A 23,478-nucleotide genomic window follows, 5' to 3' on the forward strand; every position below is an offset into this window, starting at 1 on the left:
CCTCACTCGCGGACAAACATTGGCCGCGGCGAACCTACCCCCGCGCACCGACTTCAACAAATCATTCTCAAATGGCGAAAAGAGGCGACAAATATAGCTGGTTAGGAGATGACCGACGGGTCATACTGCGGTTCCCGACTCCACGAGAGGGGTACACAGCGTGCCTTCACCCCGACGCGATCGGCGCCGCACGGCGTCTCTGGCGATCATCGGAGCTGCGACGATCCTCGCCTCGACGCTGCTGGGCCTGCCTGCTGCCACCGCACAGGGCGAATTCCCGGCGCCGGACGAGATCGTCACCAGCCCCAACATCAGCCACATCGCCAACATCCCCCAGACCGCGCCGCTGGCAGGCCCCTCGTCGGTGGGCACCGACCTGGCCTTCACCGGCGACTACGCGATCGCGGGCAACTACCTCGGCTTCACGATCTACGACATCAAGCACCCGAAGAAGCCGACGATCGTCAGCCAGGTCCTCTGCCCCGGCTCGCAGAACGACGTCTCGGTGAGCGGGAACCTGCTGTTCCTGTCCACCGACTCACGCCGCAGTGACAACTCCTGCAGCTCTGTCGCCCAGAACGACGGCACCAAGCCGTACTGGGAGGGCATGAAGATCTTCGACATCAGCGACAAGAAGAACCCGAAGTACATCACCGCGGTCGAGACCGACTGCGGCTCGCACACGCACACGCTGGTGCCGGACAAGCGCGGCAAGGACGTCTACCTGTACGTCTCGTCCTACAGCCCGTCGGCGACGATCTCCAAGTGCAAGCCGCCGCACGACAAGATCTCCATCATCAAGGTCCCGCTGAACAACCCGGCCGCCGCGGCGATCGTCGCGACCCCGAACCTGTTCCCCAACGGCGGCAACCCCGGCAAGCCGGGCACCGTCGACACCGGCTACGTCGTGCCGACCAGCGGCTGCCACGACATCACCGTCTACCCGGCCAAGGACCTGGCCGCGGGCGCGTGCATGGGTGACGGCGTGCTGTTCGACATCTCCGACCGGGCCAAGCCGCGGGTCATCACCACCATCCAGGACGACGCGCACTTCGCGTTCTGGCACTCGGCCACGTTCAACAACGACGGCACCAAGGTCGTCTTCACCGACGAGCTCGGCGGCGGCGGCGCGGCCACCTGCAACCCGAAGATCGGCGCGACGCGCGGCGCCGACGGCATCTACGACATCACCGGCCGCGGCGACCTCCGCAAGCTGGAGTTCCGCAGCTACTACAAGATCAACCGCACGCAGACCGACGAGGAGAACTGCGTCGCCCACAACGGCTCGCTGCTTCCCGTTCCCGGCCGCGACATCATGGTCCAGGCCTGGTACATGGGCGGTCTGCAGGTCATCGACTTCACCAACTCGGCCAACCCGGTGGAGATCGGCTTCTTCGAGCGCGGCCCGGCCGCGAACCCGGACGAGAGCGGCGGCATCTGGTCGGCGTACTACTACAACGGCTACATCTACGCCTCCGACCTCGGCAAGGGCTTCGACGTCATCGACATCAACGACGCCCGCACCAACGTCGCGCGTGGACACAAGTGGGACGAGTTGAACGTCCAGACTCAGTACCACTTCAAGAGGTAACACCAGTCAGACGAGAGAGGGGTCCGCGAGGGCCCCTCTCTTTTCGTGTCACACACTTTCGACGACCTGGTCGTACTCCAGCCGCGGGCTGCGCGGGAACGTCCCGCTCTCGTCCGGGTTGCCGATGTTGACCACGACAAGTGAACGCTTGCGCCCGTCGGGGAAGAACTCCCGGTCGACGGCGGCGGCGTCGAACCCGGCCATCGGCCCGGCTGCCAGCCCAGCGGCCCGCACCCCGACCACGAAGTACCCGATCTGCAGCGCGGCGTTGAACCGCGCGGTCTCGGTGCGCCCGGCCTCGTCGGTGAAGAAGTCCTTGGCGTTGGGCAGATGCGGGAACAGCGTCGGCAGGTGTTCGTGGAAGTCGGTGTCCGCGGCGAGGATCGCGATGAGCGGCGCGCCGGCGGTCTTGGCCCGGTTGCCCGGCGACATCAGCGGCAGCAGGCGTTCACGCGCCTCGTCGGAGCGCACCAGCAGCACCCGCAACGGCTGGGCGTTCATCGCGGTCGGCGCCCACTTGACGAGGTCGTAGATCGCGCGGACCTGCTCGTCGGCAACGGGCTCAGCGGAGAAGGCGTTGGCGGTCCGGGCCCCGCGGAACAGCAGGTCCTGGGCGTCCTTCGGCAGTGCGAGTTCGGTGGTCATCGGGGTGCCCCTTTCGGCGGTCTCACCCCGTTGCAACTTAGTTGAGAGCTTGACTATTTCGTGGCGGTGCTCACGTGCGGATGCGATACCGCGCCACCGAGGCCAGAAAACCCTCCGCCACCCGATCGGCCACCTTCACCGGATCGAGCGGACCGTCCTTGATGACGGCGTTGAGGTCCTGGGCCATCTTCTCGACCCCCTCCCGCACCGCCCGCTTGCCGACGACCATGAGCACCGGCCCGAGCAGGACCCGGGTAACCCCGCGTCCCCGCAGGTGAACGTCGAGGTCGACGCGCCAACCGCCGTCGGTCCCCCGCACGTACCCCTTGGCGTCCCCCACCATCCGCGAGTGCTCAACGGACACATGCACCTGCGGCAAGGGCCCATCCGGCAGCGCGTCCAACTCGGCCGCGGCCACCCCGAGCGCATGCCCCTTCACTGGCCACGACCCCGGCACGTCCCCCGCGAACCGCACCATCACCCGATCGGCGACCTCGATCTCGACCGACCCGTCCCCACGCTGCTCGACCCGGGCCTTGGTGACGGTGTCGCTGTCCTCGACCAGCTCGATGTCGAAGTTCCCGGCACGCTCCCCCACGGTCACCAGGCTGTAGCGCGCCCCCGCCGCCGCGTGCCGCCCCGACTCGACCCTGAGCCCTTCCCGCCGCTCCGTGCCGACCAGGACCACACCGTCGTCGTCGAACTTGAGTTCACGCCACCGCCGCACCAACAGCGGAACCACTTCAACGATGGACGCGTCGATGCCGACGAGCGTGAACGAGACCCGGGTCCGCATTCCGGCAGCGTAGGTGCCCGAAGTGGCTCACGCAGGCCGACCCGATTTCGGTCAAGGGTCTGCGAGCGGTCGGCGTGATCCGATCGAGTGAATCACTGGACAGGCGGCACCGCGCGACCACCTTGTCGCGTGTGTGGCACATGCGACTAGTACTCAGACCGATGGCCCTGGCGGCATGCGTCGTGCCCAGGTGGCCGTAAACCCGTTGGCGCACCTGAGACCGGCGGCGGCGACCTACCGACTAGCTCGGTGGTGCTGATCGGGCGGACTCAGACGTCGGCGTCGTAGCGGACGCCCAGGTCGGCGCGGGCCTGGTCCATCAGCCGCATGATGGCCAGGGTGTCGTCCAGCGGGATGAGTGGGCTCTCGGTGAGGCCCTCCCGCAGGCACCGTTCGACCTCGGCGATCTCCGGCCCGTAGCCGTTGCCCGGGAGCAGCTCGGTGATCGTCTCCGACACCCGGCGGCCGTCGGTGACCGTCTCGATCGTCAGGGTGTCGGGCTTGTAGAACGGGCGTCCCAGCGTCAGTGAGCCGCCGGTGCCGACGACGAGCCCGAGGCACGGGGTCGCGGCCTGGGTGGTGCAGGCGACGTGGGCGAAGCGGTCGTCGTCGTACTCCCACTGCATCGCCAGGGTCTGGTCGGTGCCGGTCGGCGCCAGCGCCCCGGTCGTGCGCACCCGGCGCGGTTCGCCGAGGAAGATCCACGCGAAGGTCGCCGAGTACACGCCGAGGTCGAGCAGCGCGCCGCCGCCGACCTGCAGGTCGTAGAGCCTGCTCGCCGGGTCGAACGGGAACAGCTGGCCGTGCTCGGCCGACACGCTGCGCACCTCGCCGATCCGGCCGCTCGCCACGATCTCCAGTGCCCGCCGGATGAGCGGGTTCGTGCGCATCCACATGGCTTCCATGCAGAACAGCCCGCGCGCCCGCGCGAGGTCGATCACCTCGCCTGCCTGCCCCGCGGTGAGGGTGAACGCCTTCTCCACCAGCACCGGCTTGCCCGCCTCCAGCGCGAGCAGCGCCTGCTCGTGGTGCTGCCCGTGCGTGGTGGCGAGGTAGATGACGTCGACCTCGTCGTCGGCCACGAGTTCGGCGTAGGAGCCGTAGGCGCGCGGAACGCCCAGCGCGTCGGCGAAGGCCTCGGCCCGCACCGCGTCGCGGGCGCCGACGGCGACGATCTCGCTGCCGGGGGACGCCTGGATGTCGGCGCCCACGACCGCGGCGATGCGGCCCGCGCCCAGGATGCCCCAGCGGATGGGTCGGTTGCTCATCGCTCCACTATGCCCGCGCCGGGTGCGGACGCCGAGACCGGTCCGAGGTGACGTCGGTGCCGTTGACGGGTGGCAGATGGAGCCGCCGCCGGTGTTCAGCGTCCAGGAGTGGTCGGCTGCCTGCGCGGGGGAACGCCGACCGGGCCCCGATCGGTTGCCGGGTCCGCGGCGAACACGACCTCCACGGCGGCGACGTCGGCGTCGGTGCGCCTGGGGGCGCAGGCGGTTCGAAGATCCACCACAGGCAGACGGTCACGTGTTGGTAGGGCGTTCCCCAGTTCTGGCAGGAGTGAGTGGGGGAAGGTCGGGATCAGCCCTTCAGCGCGCCGTCGGACAGGCCGCTGATGAAGTAGCGCTGCATGAACGCGTAGAAGATGAGGGTCGGGATGCTCGCGATCCAGACGAAGGCGAAGACCTGCTCGAAGCTCGTCGTCGTCGGGCCGACCGCGGCGTAGAGCCCGGTCGTGATCGTCTGCACCTCGCCGGGTCCGAGGATGACCGACGGGTTGAGGTAGTCGTTCCACGCCCCGATGCCGACGAAGATCGCGATGGACGCGGTCGCGGGCTTGAGCAGCGGGAAGATGATTCGCCAGTAGGTGCCGAAGACTCCGACCCCATCGATCGCCGCCGCCTCGTCCAGTTCTCGCGGGATCGCTCGGATGAATCCGGTGTAGACAAGGACGGTGAACGGCAGCCTCGCGGCGATCTCGAAGAGTACGACGCCGACCGGGGAGCCCAGCAGGTCCATCGTGTAGAGCAGGTACACCAGCGGGATCAGCATCGTCTGGGTCGGCACCAGCAGACCACACACGAGCACCGTGTACCCCACCACGGCGGACTTGCCGCGAGCGCGGGCCAGCACGTAGGAGCACATGCCGCCGAGGAGCACACAGCCGACCACGGTGCCTGCCGTGATCCACAGGCTGTTCAGGTAGCCCGCGGGCACGTCGAACGAGGGCGAGGTGAACGCGTTGGTCAGGTTGTCCAGCGTCAGTCCCGATACGCCGAACCCGAGCGGGTCGGTGATGATGTCCTCTTCGGACTTGAACGCGTTGATGAGCAGGATGTACAGCGGCAGCGACAGAAGAACGGTCACCACCACGAGGAAGCTGTGCCGCCCGAAGACGCGGCGTCGGGTGCCGTGGATGGTGTTCATCGCATGTTGCTCTCTCGCCGACGCAGGTAGCCCAGGACCAACAAGGCCAGGACCACCGTTGTGATGGACAGGATCGCCGCCTGCGCGGAGGCGGTCGCGGGCATACCGTCCTGCAGACCGTCGACGACGATCTTGAAGGACAGCGTCGTCGTGGACCCGGCGGGACCACCCGCGGTCAGCGCTTGGATGCGCGCGTACTCGTGCAGCAGCCCGATGAAGGTGTAGACGACGTTGATCGTGACCGCGGGTGCGATCGACGGCAGCGTCACGTGACGGAAGATCTGCCACCGGTTGGCGCCATCGATCATCGCCGCCTCGGTCAGCTCGACCGGCACCCGCGACAGACCCGCGAGGTAGATGACGATGTTGAAGCCGAGTGACTGCCAGATGATCACCATGACGACGCTGAGCACAGCCAGGTTCTCGGTGCCCAGCCACTCGAGGGGGCCACCGCCGAGGCTGGTGATCAAGTGGTTCAGCGCCCCGTCGTGGCCCAGGATGGCCCGCCAGAGAAAGCCGACAGCGACCTCGTTGAGCACGATCGGCGCGAAGATGACCGCCCGGTACAACGTGGACGTACGCCCCGGGAAGCGCAGCAGCAGCGCGAAGGCCAGGCCGAGGACGTTCACCGCGATGGTCGCGCCGCCCGCGATGATCGCGGTGGTGATCAGGCTCTGGGAGAACCCGGGGTCGTCGAGGATCTTCTCGTAGTTGTCCAGGCCGATGAAATCGGCGGTGAAGGTGAGCCCATTCCAGGACGTCATCGAGTAGTAGAACGTCGACAGCGCGGGCATCAGGAACAGCACGCCGTAGATCACATAGGCGGGCGTCGTCATGAGGAACCGCTCGAATGAGGACTTCACGCCGCGGCGGCGCCTCACCGTCGGGCCCTCGGTACGCACCGAGGCACGCTGCGGCGGGGTCTCGGTGGTGGTGTTCATCGTCCCGAAACCCTGTCGAACGAGCCGGCTGCCAGCCAGTCCTCGTAGGCCGCCTGCGAGACCGACCCGCTCAGCGGGTAATAGTCGCGCAGCAGGCCACCGCGCTCGATGCGCTCGCGGCTGAACTGCTCCTGGGACTCCTGGCCGCGGGCGATCGCGCTGACCTGGGCGACGCTGGCCCTCGGCACGACCACGGCCCCATCGTCGTCGGCGACCACGACGTCACCGGGCACGACGAGCACTCCGCCCGCCGCGATCGGCACGTCGTAGGCCCAGGGGAACAGTTCGGACTGTGAGGCGTAGTGCGGTGTGCTGCCGGTACACCAGATGGGCACCCCGAGCTCACGCACCTTCGCTGTGTCGCGAATGGCGCCGTCGATGACCATCCCCGCACCGCCGCGCTTGCGGAAGTAGCGGACCAGCATGTCCCCGACACACCCGGTGAACGGGCTCGCGTACGCCTGGATGACCAGTACGTCCGACGGCTGGATCGACTCCAGCACCGCCCAGAGCGCGGTGCCGCGCTCGACGTACTCCTCCTCCATTCCGGAGAACACGTCCTCGCGCTGCGGCATGAACTGAAGGGTTACAGCGGAGCCGACGATCCGCTGTCCGAGTTCGAGCGGCTTGGGCCCCTGGATGAAGGTGCGCCGGATGCCCTGGCCGTGCAGCTTCGCGCAGACGCTGGCCGAACCGATGCCATCGAGGAGAGCGAGTTCATCGGCGGACGCGCGTTCGAACGGCTCCCCACGGACCGGCAATTCAGGCACAGAAGTGGGCGGTGAGCTGGGCATTTGCCCTCCTGGTAGCTGTGCGGCGGAGCGTCCGCGCCGCGCCGGCAAGATGAAGTGGCTGTGACCCTAGCATTAATCGATAATAGTTTGCTAGGTTCCTCCCACCCCTCAGCCGGAGGACACTGGGATACGGAAAATGGAGGAAGCCATGGCGCAGGACGGAAGCAGGAAGCGGTCCACCAAGCTGCTGGCCGGAGTGGCGGCGGCCGCTGTCTTGGCCGCCGGCGTCTCGGCATGCGGATCGAACTCGGCGGCGGGCGGGTCCAGCGAGAAGGTCGAGCTGACCTTCTACGTGGGCGTGACGCCGACGCTCTCCGCACCGTTGTTCGAGCAGCAGTTCGCGAAGTTCCGCGAGAAGCACCCCAACGTCACCGTCAAGGTCCTCGACGCCAACAACAAGACCGCGGGCAGTTCGCTTGACTCGCTCATCGTGAGCCGCCGGGTCCCGGATGTGATGTTCTATGGCGGCGCGCTGACGCAGAAGTACGTCAACAGCGGCGTCCTGCACGGGTTCGCGCCCGACGACCCGGCGATCGCTGGTCTGAGCCCGAACGAGCGCCAGACCTACAAGGACAAGGTCTGGGCGATGTACTTCTCCCTCCAGCCGCAGAACCTCGTGTACTACAACAAGAAGCTGCTGGCGCAGGCGGGCGTCACCGACGTGCCCAAGAGCCTCGACGAGTTCGACGCCGCGCTGGCGAAGGTCAAGGGCGCGGGCATCACGCCGATGGCCTCGGCGGGCCAGGCTCCGTGGCCCGCGACCGCGCTGCTGTGGTCGGCCGCCTCCACGAAGTTCCAGTCCGACCCCGACTTCTGGGCCAACCTGTGTGAGGGCACGTCGAACTACAGCGGCGACCCGGTCTTTCAGAAGCTCACCGCGTCCTGGCAGGACTGGGCGAAGAAGGGTTACCTGCCGGAGGGTTACCTGAGCACGAACTACCCCGACGACCAGGCCCTGTTCAGCGGAGGCAAGGCCGCTTTCTACCCGTCGGGCTCGTGGACGGCCGCGGCGCTGCAGAAACTGCCCAACGCCGATGACTTCGGCGTGACGGTCTGGCCGACCATGACCGGCAAGCAGGCCATCTCGGTCAACGACGGCGCCATCGCGGTCTCGGAGTCCACCAAGCACCAGAAGGAGGCCATCGAGCTGGCCAAGTTCCTCACAACCGGCGAGGGCGCGGCCGAAGTGCTGAAGGCGGACTCGCTGATCTCGGCCAAGAACGACCCCATCACCTGGACCGGCGGTCCCATCGACAAGCAGATCGCCGACCTGATCAAGGAGTTGCCCCAGATCCCGCACTTCGGCGGCACCATGGCCGTGCAGCCCCCGCTGGGCAACTACCGCACGCCGCTGTCGAATGACCTGCAGGCGATGCAACTGGGCAAGATCGGCCCGGACCAGGTCCTGAAGAACGCCGACAAGTACGCCGCGGACAACAAGTCCTGCAAGGCGTAGTCCTCGTGCTCGGGTCACCCGGCCCGAGCACGACGGCAGGACCTGGTGCCTCCCCCGCGCACCCGGTCCTGCCGTCCCCGGTTGGGAAAGGCTGTGGCCCCAGTGTGTACGCACTGGGGCCACAGCCTTTCCACGATCACAGCTCGTCGGCGAGGTTCCAGATGAGACTCAGTGGACCGGTGGTCTGCCCCTCCCCCGGCGGCTCGACATACGGGCTCATGGCCCGGTGCCAGCGCGCGCCGATCTCGGGGTCCAGCACGGCCGTGCGGAACGACTCGTAGGACGGGTCGGCGGTGATGACGTGGATCAGGTCGCGACCGTCGCGGAAGATCTTCCAGTCGACGATGCCGCGTGCGACGAGGTCGGCTCGAACGTCTTCCGGCAGCACGCTGTGGGCGGCCTCGTAGTCGAGCTCACGTCCCTCGCGCAGCCTGGTGCGGGTGACGACGACCTCCATGGCGTTCCCTTTCAAACCGCGGTGTTCTGGTGACGGGGGCGGGCGCCGAACCGCTGGTGTTCGAGGCGGAGACGGACCTGGGTCCCCGCCGGAAGGTGGATGCGCAGCCTGCCTCGGACAGGCTCGTGTCGCTCGGCGACCTCGCCGGTCGGCGGCGAGTAGGTCCGGGATCCGCCCGGGTAGTCGCCGCTGAACACGTCGTAGGACACCGCCACGATGGGGTGCTCGCCGTAGCCGCCGCCGATGACCTCGACGGTCTTGTCGGCGAACGGGTCGAGGTTCACCACGATGACCGACGTGTGGGTGGCGCCGATCTCGTCGACCAGCGCGGCGACCTGGTCGGGCAGACCGGGACGGCCGCGCAGCGGATCGGCCCAGCGCAACTGCGCCAGCGGCAGCCCTCCGTTGTAGAGCAGTTGCGGCGCGCCGCTGACCAGTTGGGTCAGCACCTCGGTGACCACCGGATTGAGCCGCTGCCACCAGTGGATGTCGTCGCCGACGGGCGGCGTGGGAAACCGGTCCATGAGTGCGAGCTGCCGGTTGACCTGCCCCAGGGCCATGGCCAGGGCCTGCTCCGGGTAGTCGGGGTTGGTGCCGCGAAGATAGGTGAGCCAGGGCGCCTCGTGCCCGGCCTCCTCTTTGTCTCGGAACGCCCGCACCGCGGTCCAGTCGTAGCCCGACTCGGCGGCGAGGCGGTCCAGCGTGTTCTGGTCGCGGGGATCGCGGCCCGTCCACCACAGCCAGGCCGGGAACGCGGGCTGCAGCGGCTGGTGGTCGAACCAGCCGCCGTCGTGGACGCGATAGGGCACGAGTAGCAGCTCAGCGGTCGCGTCGGCGCCGAGTCGGTCGGCCCACGAGGCATACAGAGAGGCGTCCAGCGGGTCCATCACGGTGGTCCGCGCGTGCTCCAGCGCTGTGTCCAGACACCGCCTGGGCAAGTCGAGGAAGTCTGTCGACCCGGTCACCATGGTGGCGCTGATCGCGCCGATCAATGCGGCCGCGCCGACGCTGTGCAGGCCGTGTGGCCAGGTCCAGCCGTAGTGGCCGCCGAACCATCGGCCCCCGTGCAGCTCCCCCACCATGCCGGAAGGACCGATGTTGTCGGGAATGAGGCCACCGTTCGCGCGGGCCCGCTCGCGCCAGGCCCCGACGTAGTCGGACACGAAGTCGGCGAAGCGGGGGTCGTGGTCGTAGAGCCACGCGTTGACCGCCAGCGATGTGGCGGCGAGGTTCAACGGGACGTCGCCCGCGCCGAGGCGGGCGTCCATGGCCTCGCGCATGCGGCGGGCGTTGGCCGGGTCGGCCAGGTCGTCCCAGGTGGTGATGCCCGCCAGGTCACGCAGCGGCAGCCCGTAGGGCTTCATCCCGACGCGGTCCGCGCTGTACGGAAAGTCCTCTCCCAGGCCGGGCCGGGGTCCGAGTGCGCCGACATGCGGCGCGCGCATCATCCGCCTCGCGGCGTCGTAGTTGCCTGTTGGAGAGTCAGCCAGGAACAGCTCCGCGAAGCGGATGGCGTGGTCGCGGAACTCCGCGTCGGCCGGGTCGGCGGCGCACAGGGCGTAGAGGAACAGCATCGACTCGCCCTGGTGGAACCAGTCGTAGCCGTTCTCGTAGTCGTCGGTGAGCATGCCGCGGGCGGTGAGCTGGGCGGTCACCCCACGCCAGTGGTGCTTGCACGACTGCAGCAGGTCGTCGGCGCCGCCGAGCTGGTACAGGGTGGGCCAGTTGAAGAACGGTTCGTAGAAGTCGTCGGCGCCGTCGCGGCCGAACGTGCGCCCGTCGTAGCGCAGTGACCCGTCGTCGGCGCAGTACAGCGACTCGAAGCGCCGCCATGCCCCGTCCAGCCGCCGGAACAGCTCGCGTTCGAGGACCGCCCAGGTCGGCGGCCGCACGACCGGGGTGGTCGCGGTGATGGTGGTGATGGCCTCGGCCATGTCTGTGACCCCCGCGTGACGGCATCATCAGTTATCGATTATGTGAAATCTAGCCGCAGGGTCGGAGACCGTCAAACAGACCCAACCACCGAGGGGTCCTGTGTGGACCCGCCTAGTGAGTGAATACGAGATCGAACATGTTCATACCCTCGACAATGTCGACACACAGGGCGATCTGCGTCAGACAATCCGCGTCCCCGATCGTCGGTCGCTCCACCGTCCCGAGGTTGTAGACGACGACGCGGTACTTCCCCACTGCGGGCGCGGACGCGGACGCGAACGCGTACTCGCCCTGCGACACCATCGTGAACGCGCTCGGCAGTCGCCCGTCCTCCGGGATGAACGCGACCGACCCCCACCGCAGCGGCTCACCGTTGAGCGTCACGGTCCCGCGTACTTCGGCGCGCTCGCTGTCGCCGAGAAGTCCGTTCACCCGCAGCCAGTCGCGCAGCCGCTCCTTCCACGTGGCCAGCACCGGATCACCGGAAGCGAGGCCCACCCCGTGCGGTCCGTTCTGATAGATGTGCAATTCAGCGGGCACACCCTGCTTTACCAGCGCTCGGTGGTAGGCCAGGCAGTTCCGCACCGACACCGCCTGGTCTTCGGCGGTGTGGAACAGGAACGCCGGCGGCGTCCGCTTGGTCACCCGCGTCTCGCTCGACACCGATTCCAGCAGCGCCGGGTCCGGGTCCTCACCGAGCAGATTCCGCGCCGACACGGAATGGACGGAGTCCGCGGCGAAGCTGATCACCGGGTAGCACAGGATCGAGAAGTCGGGCCTGCTGCTTTCGCGTTCGATCTGGTCGTCACTATCAGGCTCGCCCGCGTCGAACTGGGTGGAAACCGTCGCTGCCAGGTGCCCGCCCGCCGAGAGACCCATCACGCCCACTCGGTTCGCCGCGATCCCCCATTCGCCCGCATACGCCCGCAGGTAGCGAATCGCGCGCGAGACGTCCCGCAGCGGCGCCGGATGGCGGTACCTCGGCCCCAGCCGATAGCGGAGCACGGCCGCTGTCACGCCGAATGTGGTCAACCACTTGGCCACCGGCTGCCCTTCGTGATTCGACAGCGCCCCGTAACCGCCACCCGGGCAGACCACGACGGCTGTTCCCGTCGGCTCCCCGTCGGGCTGGTAGATCCGGATCGAGGGCTTGTCGGCGTCCTCGTCTCCCACCGCGTCCGGCGCTCCGTTCGGCCAGAGGAGCACCGGATCGGGACCTTGTTCCGCCGGGCCAGCGAGCGCGCCGACGGCAGCGGCGATGACCGTGCGCTGCCCTGCCAGGGGCGTCTTCCAGCCGCGAATCATGGTGCGTCTCCTACGAGGCGGAGCGGCGGACATGTGTCTGAAAGTATTCGCTGATCCGGCTTCGTCAAACCAGAGCATGCGACAGCGGGGGTCGCACCAGTGCGGTTGGTGCGACCCCCGCCCGTGACCTACGCCTTGCCCAGCGCGTCGGTCACTTTCCGGAGACGGTCAGGTGGTCCCAACTGGCCGCTCCAGTCCTTCCGTCAGCCCACCAGTCGCCCATGGCGATCATGTTGAACTGTCGAACCCCGGTGGGCTGGGCGACCACGGTGCCGTCGATCGACATCACCGCTTTCGCGCCGGACCGGTAGTCCCAGGTGAGGCGGTGCCACCCGGTCGTTCGCGCCACCGAAGTGGCCGTTGTCGTGGCCCCGACCCGGTAGACGTAGTTGCCCGCCGACACCCCGGTGTCGACTCCGAGGCCACGCCACGACGTGCTGGAGTCCCACGTGCCGTCATCGACCCTGGCCATCTGCAGGGCGTTGGCGGCGCCGTCGTCGTAGAACCACAACTCGGCGACCTCGTAGTGCTTGCCACGGATCGTGGTGGCGACGACATCGGTGTCTTCGTTGAGGGCATAGGACGACGACCCGCTCTTCGCCCTGGTAGTCGACGTCGACGCGGCGCCCTTCTTGGCGGTGAAGGCGCCGAGGCCGTGCTCGAAGTCCTCGGCGTGGGTGTCGACGACGACGTCGCCCCAGTACGCGGTGCCCGCGGCGGTGTCGGCCCACCAGTCGCCCATCGCGATCGTGTTGAACTGGGTGAGACCGGCAGGCGCGGCGACGAGCTTCCCGTCGATGAACATGTCGACACCCGCGGCGTGGTAGTCCCACGACAGCTCGTGCCAACCGGTGGTGCGCGGGACGTTGGTCGCGGTCACGGTCCCGTCGACGCGGTAGACGTACTTGGATGTCGACGTCGACGCCTTCACGCCGAGACCGCGCCATCCGGCGCCGTTCCAGCCGCCGCTGTCCACCCGGGCCACAGCGTTGAGCGAGGTCTGGGCCGCGTCGTCGTAGAACCACAGGCTGACCCGTTTGCGCTGCGACCGGGTGAACTCGTTGTAGATCACGCTCATGTCGCCGGACTGCGCGAAGCTCGGGGTGTCACTGTGCTGCACCGCCGTACTCGTGCTCGGCGAACCCTTGCCGGCCGACCAGTTGGTCAACCCATTGCGGAAGTCACCCACGAACGATTCCCCACCGGGATACGGGAACGCGCTCGTCAGACCGATGTTCGCGTAGTCCATCCCCGACTCGGTGAAACCGGCGCCCCAGCTGACGTTCGTGTAGACGAACGAGCCGGACGAGTTGACGCGCTGGTTCACGCCTTGGCTGTCGGACACCTGGACGTTGGTGAAGACCTGCCCGGATGTGTCGTCGTCCATGAAGACCCCGTTCGGCGGAAGGTCGCGCATCGACGGGTGTGCCCACGAGTGGTTAACGGTGATCTGCTCCCACTTGTTCGACAGATAGGGCGCGCTGTCGCTGAGGCCCCATGAGTAGATGGGGGCGGTGTCGCCGCTGTCCTGGGCCGCGTCGTGCACGCGTACACCGCGCACCAGGTTGTTCTTGGCGTAGACGTTGGTCTGCGGCTCGATGTTGACGTACGCGTCGAGCACCACCGCGTATCTGGGGCTGTCATAGATCTCCAGATTGGTCAGCGTGTTGCTGCTGGTGTTGATCAGATACACGCCGCTGCCGTGGCCGACGAGTTCACCCACCTGTGCGAACAGGCTGTTGCTGATGGTGTTCTGGGTGGCCACGTCCCCTTCACCGGGATAGCGGCCCTCGATGTACACACCGGAGTGACCGATGTGGTCGAACCAGTTGTTGCTGATGGTGGTGTTCTGGTTCGCGAACAGCATGTAGATCCCGGAGAACCCGGAATTCGTCAGGTGGGAGTTCGTGATCGTGATGTTGTTGGTGTTCTCCAGGAACACCATGCCGGTCCGGTTCTGCGGGAGGTTGATCTGCCGGTCGTACTGGCGATACAGGTGCCCCTCCCCCGAGTCGCCATCCGAGACGTGGGCGTGCCGGAACCACGAGGTGAAGTCGGTCATCCCGAAGGTCAGGCCGTCGAACTTGATGTGGTGTGCCCGCGCGGTGTCCGAGGCACCCGTGACCGAGACCAGCTTCTGCACTGACGGTGCGATGATCGTCTGGGCGTTGATGTCACCGGTGCGCGGGTAGTAGTAGAGGTAGCCCGACGCCGGGTCGTAGTAGAACTCGCCAGGCTGGTCGAGCAACTCGAGCATGCCCTGGACGTAGTAGCGGGAGGTCGAACCGATCGAGTAGCGCGTCTTCGGGTTGAGGGTCAGGACGCGGTTCACTGTGTCGACGGCGGTGATCGGGGTCTTGTCGGTGAACCAGGCCACGTTGTTGTTGATGGAGGACCAGATGCCGACGCTGGCTCCGGCCGGATTGGCCCAGGTGATGGGTGCCAGGTCGGTGGCGCCGTAGGTCAACTGGGTGAACGACCCCACCGTGCCCGTCGACTTGAGGTAGGGCGCCTGCGCCATGGGGTAGGCCGAGTCGTACTGGTAGTTCGGGTACCGGGCCAGGGTGGCCCGGGTGCCGCTCTCGTACAGCGTGTTCAGCGATTTTCCTGCGCCGATGTTCGCGCGGTAGATCCCGCCCTGATACACGTTCCAGCCGGTGACGGGCTGGCCGCCGAAGAACCGGGCGCTGCCCACGGCACCGCTGGACTTGTAGACGACGTTGAAGCCGTTCTGGCCGGAGTCGGCGTCAGTGAAAGAGATCGTGCTGGTCTGGTAGTAGTCGCCGGGGGCGATGTTGACGGTGATGTCCGAGGACATCCCGGCCAACTGCCCGCGGACGGCGTCCCTCGCCTTCTGCACGCTCGCCCAAGGCTTGGTGACCGAGCCGTCACCAGTGGCGTCGCTTCCTGTCGTGGAGACGTAGTACTGCACCCCGGCCTGCGCGTGCGCCCGCGGCGCGGCCCCAAATCCCCCGGTCAGCGCCGCGGCGGCGACTACCGCCGTGGACGTCCAGACAGCGATGGCCCTCAACGGCCGACTACTTCGGCGTCCGTTCACCAAGCCTCCTCAGTTATCGATTGGCGATAAGCTAGAATCGCTATCGACATCCGTCAAGGGTCTCGACCACATCGGCACCGGCGACGGGCAGGCGACATGGAGGACCGATGACCGGTGCACGGCTCGAACCAGCCGGTCCCGGATTCGGGACCGCGACCCCTGGGCGCGGGACCCGACCAGGCCGAGAACGTCCTCGACGCGGCATGGGCGGCAGACATCCGCCGCTTCGACACGCGCCGCACTACGGCGCGGGCCTGACCGAACGCCGGACAGGCGAATTGCCGCGGCATCAGCCGCGGGACCAGTTCACGCTCTCCACGAAAGTCGGACGGCTCCCGCTTCAGCCCGACGAAGGTGACGGGCGGCCAGCGGAAGGCATACCGACTCCGGACCGGGTGGTCCGGGTTCACGACCACAGACGGTCAGGAATCGAGCGGTCCCTGACCGACCACCTGACCCCGACTGGGGCTCGACGGCGTCGACCCGGCTCTCCCGCATGATCCCGAGGACTACCTCGACGAGGCCGTCGCCACGGCGATCCCCGCACTGATCGAGCTCCGGGAGCCGGGCATGGTCTCCGCGATCGGGGTCGGGGTCGGGGACGAACCAGACACCCGACCTGGTGCGGCTCGTCGCCGACACCGACATCGACCGGCGCGAACCTCGCTGAACGCGACGCCGTGACCCACACAACCGTCGAATCGCTCTACCAGCTCGGCTCGATTCGATATGATCGATAACACAACCATCGTTCCATGTCCAGAGAAGGAACCTCGTGAGCGCCGCAGATGACTTCGCCCCACCTCCGCTGAGCCGCAAACTGCTCTCCGAGGGGGCGTACGACGTGGTGCGCAAGTCGATCCTGGACGGCACGTTCCCACCCGGGCTCCAACTCGTCGAGTCCCAGCTCGCGCGCAAGCTCAACGTCAGCCAGGCCCCCATGCGCGAGGCGCTGCGCAGGCTCAACCACGAAGGTCTTGTCACGATCATCCCGCACAAGGGCAGCTACGTGACCGAGGTGTCGGAGTCCGACGCCGAACATGCCAGGGAAGTGCGCAACGCCTTGGAGGAGTTGGCGGCCCGCAAGATCACCGGCAGCCTCGGCGCCGAGTTCGTCGAACGGCTGAACACCGAGGTCGACAACATGCGCGAGGCCGCGGCGGCCGACGACATCGCCGGGTTCCGCCACCACGACACCGCGTTCCACCGCACCGTGATCGAAGCCACCGGCAACGTCTACCTGCACCGTGCGTGGGTGCAGATCGAGCCCATCTTGACCTCACTCGGCGTCGTGTCGAACCCCCGCTGGACCGGCGACTGGACCCGGATGGCCGAATCCCACGGCGACCTCGTCGCCCTCCTGGAGGGCCCGGACCCTGAGGCCGCGGCTCTGAAGTTCCGCGAACACGGCCGCAAAGCGTATTGACCCGCCTGACATAGTTCGTCGCCCCCGCCCCAGTGACGATCTGACCGAGTGCCACCCGAGGCGGATCCTGTCCGTCCAACGGTCGATCAAACGACCTGGTTTTCCAGTCAGACGGCCGGTTTGAAGTTGATGGCCAGCCGTGTGTCGATCGTCCCTTATGGACAGAGCGTCTGCCGACCGTTTCGGGAATTCTGGAGACCGGCCCCCCACGTCTGTCGATCTCGTCGAGCGGCCACAGTCGACCTTCCCAAGCGTCGCCGGACTCCGGGGAGAGGTAAAGATATATCCGGAAGCCGGGTCGTAGTAGAACTCGCCGGGCGCGTCCAGAAGCTGAAGCATCCCCTGGATGTAGTAGCGCGATCCGACCTTGATCGGATACCGGGCTTCCTGGCTGAGCGTGATGGCGTTGTTGGTGGTGTCGACGCTCGCGATCGGGGTCTTGTCGGTGAACCAGTCCCAGGTGCCCCCGGACCAGAGACCGACGCTGGCGCCCGCGAGGCTCGACCACCAGACGCCCGCGAGGTCGGCGGCGTTGCAGTAGAGCTTGTTGTACAGGCTCGACGTCCCGGTGGACTGCAGGTACGGAGCGTGCGATGTCGGGTATGCCTTGTCGTACTGGTAGTTGGGGAAGCGGGCGAGCCGCGCGCGGGAGCCGTCTGTGTAGAGCGTGTTCAACGACTTGCCCGCGCCGATGTTCGCCCGGTAGATCCCGCCTTGGTACTGGGACCAGCCCGCCGCCTGCGCCATTGCGGGCGATGCGCTCACTCCCCCGGTCACCGCGACGGCGACCAACGCGCCCGCCACCGCCATCGCGCCTGCCGCAAGGGCGTGCGCGTGCGCATCCAGTTCCTGACCACGGGCAACTCCCATCATCGATTACCGATAAGTTCGGAGCGCGTGAATCCCGCGTCAAGAATCACCATCTAATCGATTGTCGATAATCTGGTAGGATGGCCGGGCAGCCACCCCCGAACAGCATGAGGAGCTATGACCGGTTCGCAGACCCCTCGGCCACCGCTCCCACCACTCGGGTTCGGCACCGCTTCCCTCGGCGCCGAAGGCGTCGCCGAGGATCTGCTGGACACGGCCTGGTCGGCGGGGATGCGGTACTTCGACACCGCCCCGCACTACGGGGCAGGTCTGGCGGAGCGACGCCTGGGCGCCTTCCTCGCCGAACGCCCCCGGGAGCAGTTCGTGGTGTCGACCAAGGTCGGCAGGCTGCTCTTGCCCGCCGACCAGGCCGACGGCCGCGTCACCGAGGGGATGCCCGACGCCGCGGGGGTGATCAGGGTGCGCGACCACAGCCGGGCGGGGATCGAACAGTCGCTTGTCGACAGTCTTGACCGGCTCGGACTGCGGCGCGTCGACGTGGCCCTGCTGCACGACCCGGACGATTATCTCGACGAAGCGGTCGATTCGGCCATCCCGGCACTGGTCGACCTGCGGTCACAGGGCCTGATCACGGCGATCGGGGTGGGCATGAACCAGACCCCTGGCTTGGCCAGGCTGGTCGCCGAGACCGATATCGACTACATCCTGGTGGCGAGTCGCTACACCCTCCTGGACCGGGTCGCCGCCGAGTCACTGCTGCCGCTGTGCGCGCGTCGCGGGGTGAAGGTGGTGGCGGGCGCGGTGCTGAACACCGGGCTCCTGGCCGATCCGGACCATGCCCTGAACTTCGACTACCAGCCCGTCCGACCCGAGGTCCGCGCCGCGGCGCGGCGGGTGCGGGAGGTGTGCTCGCGCCACGGCGTGCCGCTGTTGGCCGCCGCGCTCCAGTTCCCCGGCAGGCACCAGCAGGTCGAGACCACGCTGCTCGGCGCGGCGTCATCAGCCCAGCTCGCCGAGTCGATGGCCGCCCTGGAGACACCGGTGCCCGAGGCGCTGTGGGCCGAGTTGGACGCCTTGGCATCGGAATTGCGGCCCGCTCTGGCCGGGGGCAGGTGGCGATGACCCCGCTCATCGACGCTCACCACCACATCTGGGACACCCGCCGCCACCGGCACGCCTGGCTCGACAAGCACTGTGAGCCGCTGAACCGGACGTGGACACCCGCGGACCTGGCGCCGCTCGCCGCGGCCGAAGGCGTCGTCGCGACGGTCGTCGTACAAGCGCTTCCGGACGTCGACGAGACGCTCTTCCTGTTGGAACAGGCCGAGGCCAACCCCCTCGTGCGGGGCGTCGTCGGCTACGTGGACCTCAGGTCCAGCCGGGTCGTCGAGGAGATCGAGGGCTTGCTCGCGGCGCCGGGCGGGCGATGGCTGCGCGGCGTGCGGTACAACCTCATGGCCGCGGGCGAGTCCGACTTCACCGACCCCACCCTTGTCGCCGGGCTGCACGCGCTCGCCCGGTTCGACCTGGCGTTCGACCTCGTCACCACCCCGGCGAAACTGGACTGGGCGACGCGACTGGTCGACGCCGCGCCGAACACCCGGTTCGTCCTCGACCACGCGGGCAACCCCGACATCGCGGGCGGGGCGATCACCCCGTGGGCAGCGACCATCACCGGGCTCGCACGGCGACCCAACGTGGACTGCAAGCTCTCCGGGCTGGTCACGCGGGCGGACCACCGGACGTGGACCGCGGCCGAACTGCGCCCCTTTGCCGATGTCGTACTCAGCAGGTTCACCCCGGCCCGCGTGGCGCTCGGCTCAGACTGGCCGGTATGCCTTCTCGCGGGTGAATATTCGCTTGTGCTGAACGCGTATCGCGAACTCATCGACGACCTGAGCGAGGCGGAGCGCGGTGATGTTGAACTTGCGACAGCCGAACGCGCCTACAGGTTGGATACAGCTTGATATCATCGATTTCCGATAACCCTCGATCAACGGATACGAAGAAGGTGCTCGTGAGCGCATCTGACGATTTCACCCCTCCCCCGTTGAGCCGGAAGCTACTTTCCGAAGGCGCGTACGACGTCGTGCGGAAGTCGATCATCGACGGCACCTTCCCACCGGGTTTTCAGCTGGTCGAGTCCCAGCTCGCGCGCAAGCTCAACGTCAGTCAGGCGCCGATGCGCGAGGCCCTCCGCCGCCTCAACCACGAGGGCCTGGTCACGGTAATCCCGCACAAGGGCAGCTACGTGACCGAGGTTTCGGAGAGCGACGCCCAACAGGCGAGGGAGGTGCGCAACGCGCTGGAGGAACTGGCGGCTCGCACCATCACCGGAAAACTCGCCGAAGACTACGTCGAGCGTTTGCACACCGAGGTGGGCCGAATGCGTGAAGCGGCCGCGGCGAACGACATCGCGGCGTTCCGCCATTACGACACCGCGTTCCACCGCACCGTCATCGAAGCCAGCGGAAACATCTACCTGAATCGCATGTGGACACAGCTCGAGCCGATCCTCACCGCCCTCGGCGTCGTGTCCAACCCGCGCTGGACCGGCGACTGGTCGAAGATGGCCGAGGCCCACAGCGACCTCGTCACCCTCCTCACCGGATCCGATCCGGAAGCCGCGGCCACGAAGTTCCGCGAACACGGCCGCAAGCTCGCCCACTAGCCCCACCGCCGGATCCACGCGAGCGCGCGGCGGACTCAACATGGCCGATGATCCGCCTGCCGACCGCGAGACGTATGTGGACAGTGCGCAGACCGTGACGGTGGTCCCACGGGAAGCGAAGCGATCCGCCTCCATTGCGAACCCGTTTACCACCTCACCGCCGGATACAAGGAGCCACAGTGGACGTCAGTCGGATGCAGGGGCGAACCGCGCTGGTCACCGGCGCGGCCGCGGGCATCGGCGCCGCCTGCGCCCGTCGACTGGCCGCGGAGGGCGCGAACGTGGTGCTCATGGACATCGCGGACACGAGTCCGATCCGCGAGGACATCGTCGCGGCGGGCGGGAACGCCGTCGCGGTGACCGCCGATGTGTCCACCGAGTCCGGGTGGGCCGACGCGGTCCTGGCCGCTGACAGGTTCGGACCGATCGACGTGCTGGTGAGCAACGCGTTCACTGTGGAGCCCGCCCCGGCCCATGAGCTGAGCCTGGAGTCGTGGAACCGGCAGTTGGCCGTGTGTCTCACCGGGACGTTCCTCGGGGTGCGCGCGCTGCACCAGAGCCTGCGTTCGGTTGTCGTCGTCTCCTCGGTGCACGCGATGGTCGGGTTGCCCGGCCGACCGGCGTACGCGGCGGCGAAGGGCGGGCTCGTGTCACTGGGCCGCCAGCTCGCCGTCGAGTACGGACCGGCCATCCGGGTCAACTCGGTCCTGCCCGGCCCGATCCACACCGCGGCGTGGGACTGGGTTCCCGAGTCGGACCGGCGTGCCAGCGCGGCGGCGACCGTCCTGCGGCGGCTCGGCGCCGCCGACGAGGTGGCCGCGACGGTCGCGTTCCTCGCCTCCGACGAGGCGTCCTACGTCACCGGAGCGAGCCTCGTCGTCGACGGCGGGTGGACCGCGGTGAAGGACTCGGTATGACCGCGCCCGACGCACGCCTCGAATCCGTGCCTGTCCACAAGGGGGACCGAAAGTGAAGATCAGCCGGATCGAGACCTTCCTGGTCGCGCCGAGGTGGCTGTTCTGCCGCGTCGAGACCGACACCGGCGCCGTCGGCTGGGGCGAGCCGGTCGTCGAGGGACGCGCGGAGGCCGTCCGCGCCACGGTGGACGTGCTGGCCGAGTACCTGATCGGCGAGGACCCGCTGCGCGTCGAGCACCACTGGCAGGTCCTCACCAAGGCGGGCTTCTACCGCGGCGGCCCGGTGCTCTCCAGCGCGGTCGCGGGTTTGGACCAGGCGTTGTGGGACATCGCCGGGAAGCACTACGGAGCCCCGGTGCACGCCCTGCTCGGCGGTCCGGTGCGCGAGCGGGTCCGGATGTACTCCTGGATCGGCGGCGACGAGCCCACCCAGGTCGCCGAGGCGGCGCACGCCCGGATCGCCGACGGCACGACCGCGGTCAAGATGAACGGCTGCGGCCTGCTCTCCCCCATCCCCACCTCGGCCGAGGTCGACGAGGTCGTCGCCCGCCTCGCCGCGGTCCGCGACGTCATCGGACCACACCGCGACGTGGCGCTGGACTTCCACGGCCGGGCCACCGCCGCGGCCGCCCGGCTGCTGCTCACCGAGATCGCGCCGCTGCGGCCGATGTTCGTCGAGGAACCGGTCCTCCCGGACCAGGCCCACGCCCTGGCCGGACTGGTGGCGTGCTCGCCGGTCCCGATCGCGACGGGCGAGCGGCTCTTCGGCCGCGCCGAGTTCCTGGAGCCGCTGCGCGCCGGAGTGGCGGTCGTACAGCCCGATCTGTCCCACGCCGGAGGCATCTCCGAGGTGCGCCGCATCGCCGCCCTCGCCGAGACCCACGGCGCGCTGCTCGCCCCGCACTGCCCACTCGGCCCGATCGCTCTCGCGTCGAGCCTGCAGGTCGCGCTGGCCACGCCGAACTTCCTCATCCAGGAACACAGCATCGGCATCCACTACAACGAGGACGCCGACGTCCTCGACTACGTCGTCGACTCCGCGCCGCTGGCCATTGTGGACGGTTACATCACCGCGCCGAACGGGCCCGGCCTCGGCATCACCGTGGACGAGGACGCCGTGCGCGCCGCGGACCGCCGTGGGCACGCGTGGCGCAACCCGGTTTGGCACCACGCGGACGGCGGGCTGGCCGAATGGTGACCCAGGTGGCACTGCGCGCCGAGGTCGACCACGACCTCGGCGGCCGCTGGACATCGCTGCGCACCGACACCCGCGAGTGGCTATGGCACCGCGCCGCCCCCCAACGTCGATCGGCACGCCCGGGCACGGACTTCGTCGACGCGGGCGGGCTGGAGGAATGCGTCCCGACAGTGCGCGGCGTGCCCGACCACGGTGACGTCTGGGCACGACCGTGGCAGCGCACAGCTGTCGGCTGGGCCGTCGACGCCGACGACTTCACCCTGCACCGCGCTATGTCCCATGTGGACGGCAAGGTCGTCGCCGAGTACGAACTGGTCGCCGAACCCGGCTACCGGTTCGTCTGGGCCGCCCACGCCCTGCTCGACCTCAGCCCCACCGCCCGACTCATCGCCCCGACGGGCACGCTGACCTCCGTCTACGACGACGCCCCGGTCGACGGCCGGTGGCCCGATCCGCTGGGCACGCGGCTCGACGAGTTGGGTCCCGACGACGGCACCGCTGTCTGCGCCATCCTCCACGGGGTGACCACGACCGGGGTCCTCGACGGCGACGACGGGTTGACCTTCACCTTGGACTGCCCTGAGCAGCCGGTCGGTGTGGCGCTGTGGCGCAACCTGCGTGGCTGGCCCGCGGCGGACCCGTACCGCAGCATCGGCGTCGAGCCAATGATCGGCGGCGTTCTCGACCGGACCGAACCAGGTCCGGTCGCCATTGTCCCCGACTCGGGAATCCTCCGGTGGCGGCTCACGCTCACCGCCTACCGGGGAGGACTCCCGTGAGGGTACGACTCCCCATCGACACCTATCGCGCAGCTTGGGATTGGCACAACGCGGGCCGCGCCGTCCTGGTCGAAGGACTCATCCGCCGCTCGCCCGGCAAGCCGGGCATCGTGGACAACCCGGACCGATTCCAAGCCCCTCGATGAGTTGATGCTCCCAGGCTCGGCCTATTAAGGCCGTTGGGGCGTGTCCCCGACAGGAGCGGCAACGGCTCCGAGTGTTGGGCCGACGCGGTCGTGTACAGCTCGGTGATC

The 23,478-nt window shown here is 68.1% G+C and carries 21 protein-coding genes; 10 read left to right on the top strand and 11 right to left on the bottom strand.

Annotation, left to right across the window (positions count from 1 at the left end):
- Positions 1 to 160 precede the first annotated feature (160 nt).
- Positions 161 to 1,591 (top strand): LVIVD repeat-containing protein, encoded by a 1,431-nt coding sequence (locus tag ACSHT8_RS11045; protein ID WP_436500288.1) that lies wholly within the window; start codon positions 161 to 163, stop codon positions 1,589 to 1,591.
- A gap of 48 nt (positions 1,592 to 1,639) precedes the next feature.
- Here ACSHT8_RS11045 and ACSHT8_RS11050 read toward each other — a convergent pair whose 3' ends face one another.
- The 7 genes from ACSHT8_RS11050 to ACSHT8_RS11080 form a co-directional block, all read right to left on the bottom strand.
- Entirely contained in the window at positions 1,640 to 2,236 is a 597-nt protein-coding gene (locus tag ACSHT8_RS11050) for a malonic semialdehyde reductase (protein ID WP_436500290.1), read from the bottom strand.
- Positions 2,237 to 2,306: 70 nt separating this feature from the next.
- On the bottom strand, positions 2,307 to 3,032 hold the full coding sequence (locus ACSHT8_RS11055) for a hypothetical protein (protein ID WP_436500292.1): 726 nt from the start codon (positions 3,030 to 3,032) through the stop codon (positions 2,307 to 2,309).
- 269 nt (positions 3,033 to 3,301) lie between these two features.
- Complete coding sequence (locus tag ACSHT8_RS11060) at positions 3,302 to 4,300, bottom strand: Gfo/Idh/MocA family protein (protein WP_436500294.1); 999 nt, start codon at positions 4,298 to 4,300, stop codon at positions 3,302 to 3,304.
- A gap of 95 nt (positions 4,301 to 4,395) precedes the next feature.
- On the bottom strand, positions 4,396 to 4,542 hold the full coding sequence (locus ACSHT8_RS11065; protein ID WP_436500296.1) for a hypothetical protein: 147 nt from the start codon (positions 4,540 to 4,542) through the stop codon (positions 4,396 to 4,398).
- A 68-nt stretch (positions 4,543 to 4,610) separates the two neighbouring features.
- Positions 4,611 to 5,456 carry a carbohydrate ABC transporter permease gene (locus ACSHT8_RS11070; RefSeq protein ID WP_436500298.1) on the bottom strand — a complete coding sequence of 282 codons (846 nt, stop codon included), beginning with the start codon at positions 5,454 to 5,456 and terminating at the stop codon, positions 4,611 to 4,613.
- On the bottom strand, positions 5,453 to 6,397 hold the full coding sequence (locus ACSHT8_RS11075; protein ID WP_436500299.1) for a carbohydrate ABC transporter permease: 945 nt from the start codon (positions 6,395 to 6,397) through the stop codon (positions 5,453 to 5,455). Before ACSHT8_RS11075 ends, ACSHT8_RS11070 begins: the two co-directional genes overlap by 4 nt.
- Complete coding sequence (locus ACSHT8_RS11080) at positions 6,394 to 7,167, bottom strand: ribonuclease activity regulator RraA (RefSeq protein ID WP_436500301.1); 774 nt, start codon at positions 7,165 to 7,167, stop codon at positions 6,394 to 6,396. Before ACSHT8_RS11080 ends, ACSHT8_RS11075 begins: the two co-directional genes overlap by 4 nt.
- Positions 7,168 to 7,339: 172 nt before the next feature.
- On the opposite strand from ACSHT8_RS11080, the gene ACSHT8_RS11085 reads away from it, so the two are divergent.
- Positions 7,340 to 8,647, top strand: coding sequence for an ABC transporter substrate-binding protein (locus ACSHT8_RS11085; RefSeq protein WP_436500303.1), 1,308 nt, complete (start codon positions 7,340 to 7,342; stop codon positions 8,645 to 8,647).
- A 136-nt stretch (positions 8,648 to 8,783) separates the two neighbouring features.
- Here the strand turns inward: ACSHT8_RS11085 and ACSHT8_RS11090 are convergent, their stop codons facing one another.
- The 4 genes from ACSHT8_RS11090 to ACSHT8_RS11105 form a co-directional block, all read right to left on the bottom strand.
- Positions 8,784 to 9,104 carry an L-rhamnose mutarotase gene (locus ACSHT8_RS11090; RefSeq protein ID WP_436500305.1) on the bottom strand — a complete coding sequence of 107 codons (321 nt, stop codon included), beginning with the start codon at positions 9,102 to 9,104 and terminating at the stop codon, positions 8,784 to 8,786.
- 11 nt (positions 9,105 to 9,115) lie between these two features.
- On the bottom strand, positions 9,116 to 11,038 hold the full coding sequence (locus tag ACSHT8_RS11095) for a hypothetical protein (RefSeq protein ID WP_436500306.1): 1,923 nt from the start codon (positions 11,036 to 11,038) through the stop codon (positions 9,116 to 9,118).
- A gap of 112 nt (positions 11,039 to 11,150) precedes the next feature.
- Positions 11,151 to 12,344 carry an alpha/beta hydrolase gene (locus ACSHT8_RS11100; protein WP_436500308.1) on the bottom strand — a complete coding sequence of 398 codons (1,194 nt, stop codon included), beginning with the start codon at positions 12,342 to 12,344 and terminating at the stop codon, positions 11,151 to 11,153.
- Positions 12,345 to 12,495: 151 nt separating this feature from the next.
- Positions 12,496 to 15,375 carry a right-handed parallel beta-helix repeat-containing protein gene (locus tag ACSHT8_RS11105; protein ID WP_436500310.1) on the bottom strand — a complete coding sequence of 960 codons (2,880 nt, stop codon included), beginning with the start codon at positions 15,373 to 15,375 and terminating at the stop codon, positions 12,496 to 12,498.
- A gap of 802 nt (positions 15,376 to 16,177) precedes the next feature.
- Between ACSHT8_RS11105 and ACSHT8_RS11110 the strand changes: the two genes are divergently transcribed.
- The 8 genes from ACSHT8_RS11110 (at position 16,178) to ACSHT8_RS11145 (ending at position 23,370) form a co-directional block, all read left to right on the top strand.
- Positions 16,178 to 16,828, top strand: coding sequence for a GntR family transcriptional regulator (locus ACSHT8_RS11110; protein WP_436500312.1), 651 nt, complete (start codon positions 16,178 to 16,180; stop codon positions 16,826 to 16,828).
- Positions 16,829 to 17,815: 987 nt separating this feature from the next.
- Positions 17,816 to 18,781, top strand: coding sequence for an aldo/keto reductase (locus tag ACSHT8_RS11115; RefSeq protein WP_436500314.1), 966 nt, complete (start codon positions 17,816 to 17,818; stop codon positions 18,779 to 18,781).
- Positions 18,778 to 19,626 carry an amidohydrolase family protein gene (locus tag ACSHT8_RS11120; RefSeq protein WP_436500316.1) on the top strand — a complete coding sequence of 283 codons (849 nt, stop codon included), beginning with the start codon at positions 18,778 to 18,780 and terminating at the stop codon, positions 19,624 to 19,626. Before ACSHT8_RS11115 ends, ACSHT8_RS11120 begins: the two co-directional genes overlap by 4 nt.
- Positions 19,623 to 20,330, top strand: a complete 708-nt coding sequence (locus ACSHT8_RS11125; protein ID WP_436500318.1) for a GntR family transcriptional regulator — start codon at positions 19,623 to 19,625, stop codon at positions 20,328 to 20,330. The genes ACSHT8_RS11120 and ACSHT8_RS11125 overlap by 4 nt, the downstream gene beginning before the upstream one ends.
- Positions 20,331 to 20,524: 194 nt before the next feature.
- The gene (locus ACSHT8_RS11130) at positions 20,525 to 21,247 is read left to right on the top strand and encodes an SDR family NAD(P)-dependent oxidoreductase (RefSeq protein WP_436502040.1); all 723 of its coding nucleotides are present in this window, start codon (positions 20,525 to 20,527) and stop codon (positions 21,245 to 21,247) included.
- A 52-nt stretch (positions 21,248 to 21,299) separates the two neighbouring features.
- The gene (gene dgoD, locus ACSHT8_RS11135) at positions 21,300 to 22,445 is read left to right on the top strand and encodes a galactonate dehydratase (protein WP_436500320.1); all 1,146 of its coding nucleotides are present in this window, start codon (positions 21,300 to 21,302) and stop codon (positions 22,443 to 22,445) included.
- Positions 22,439 to 23,224, top strand: a complete 786-nt coding sequence (locus tag ACSHT8_RS11140) for a hypothetical protein (protein WP_436500322.1) — start codon at positions 22,439 to 22,441, stop codon at positions 23,222 to 23,224. Before dgoD ends, ACSHT8_RS11140 begins: the two co-directional genes overlap by 7 nt.
- Positions 23,221 to 23,370 (top strand): hypothetical protein, encoded by a 150-nt coding sequence (locus ACSHT8_RS11145; RefSeq protein ID WP_436500324.1) that lies wholly within the window; start codon positions 23,221 to 23,223, stop codon positions 23,368 to 23,370. Before ACSHT8_RS11140 ends, ACSHT8_RS11145 begins: the two co-directional genes overlap by 4 nt.
- Positions 23,371 to 23,478: the final 108 nt, after the last annotated feature.

This window comes from Actinokineospora sp. HUAS TT18 (assembly GCF_051364635.1).
GTDB lineage: Bacteria > Actinomycetota > Actinomycetes > Mycobacteriales > Pseudonocardiaceae > Actinokineospora.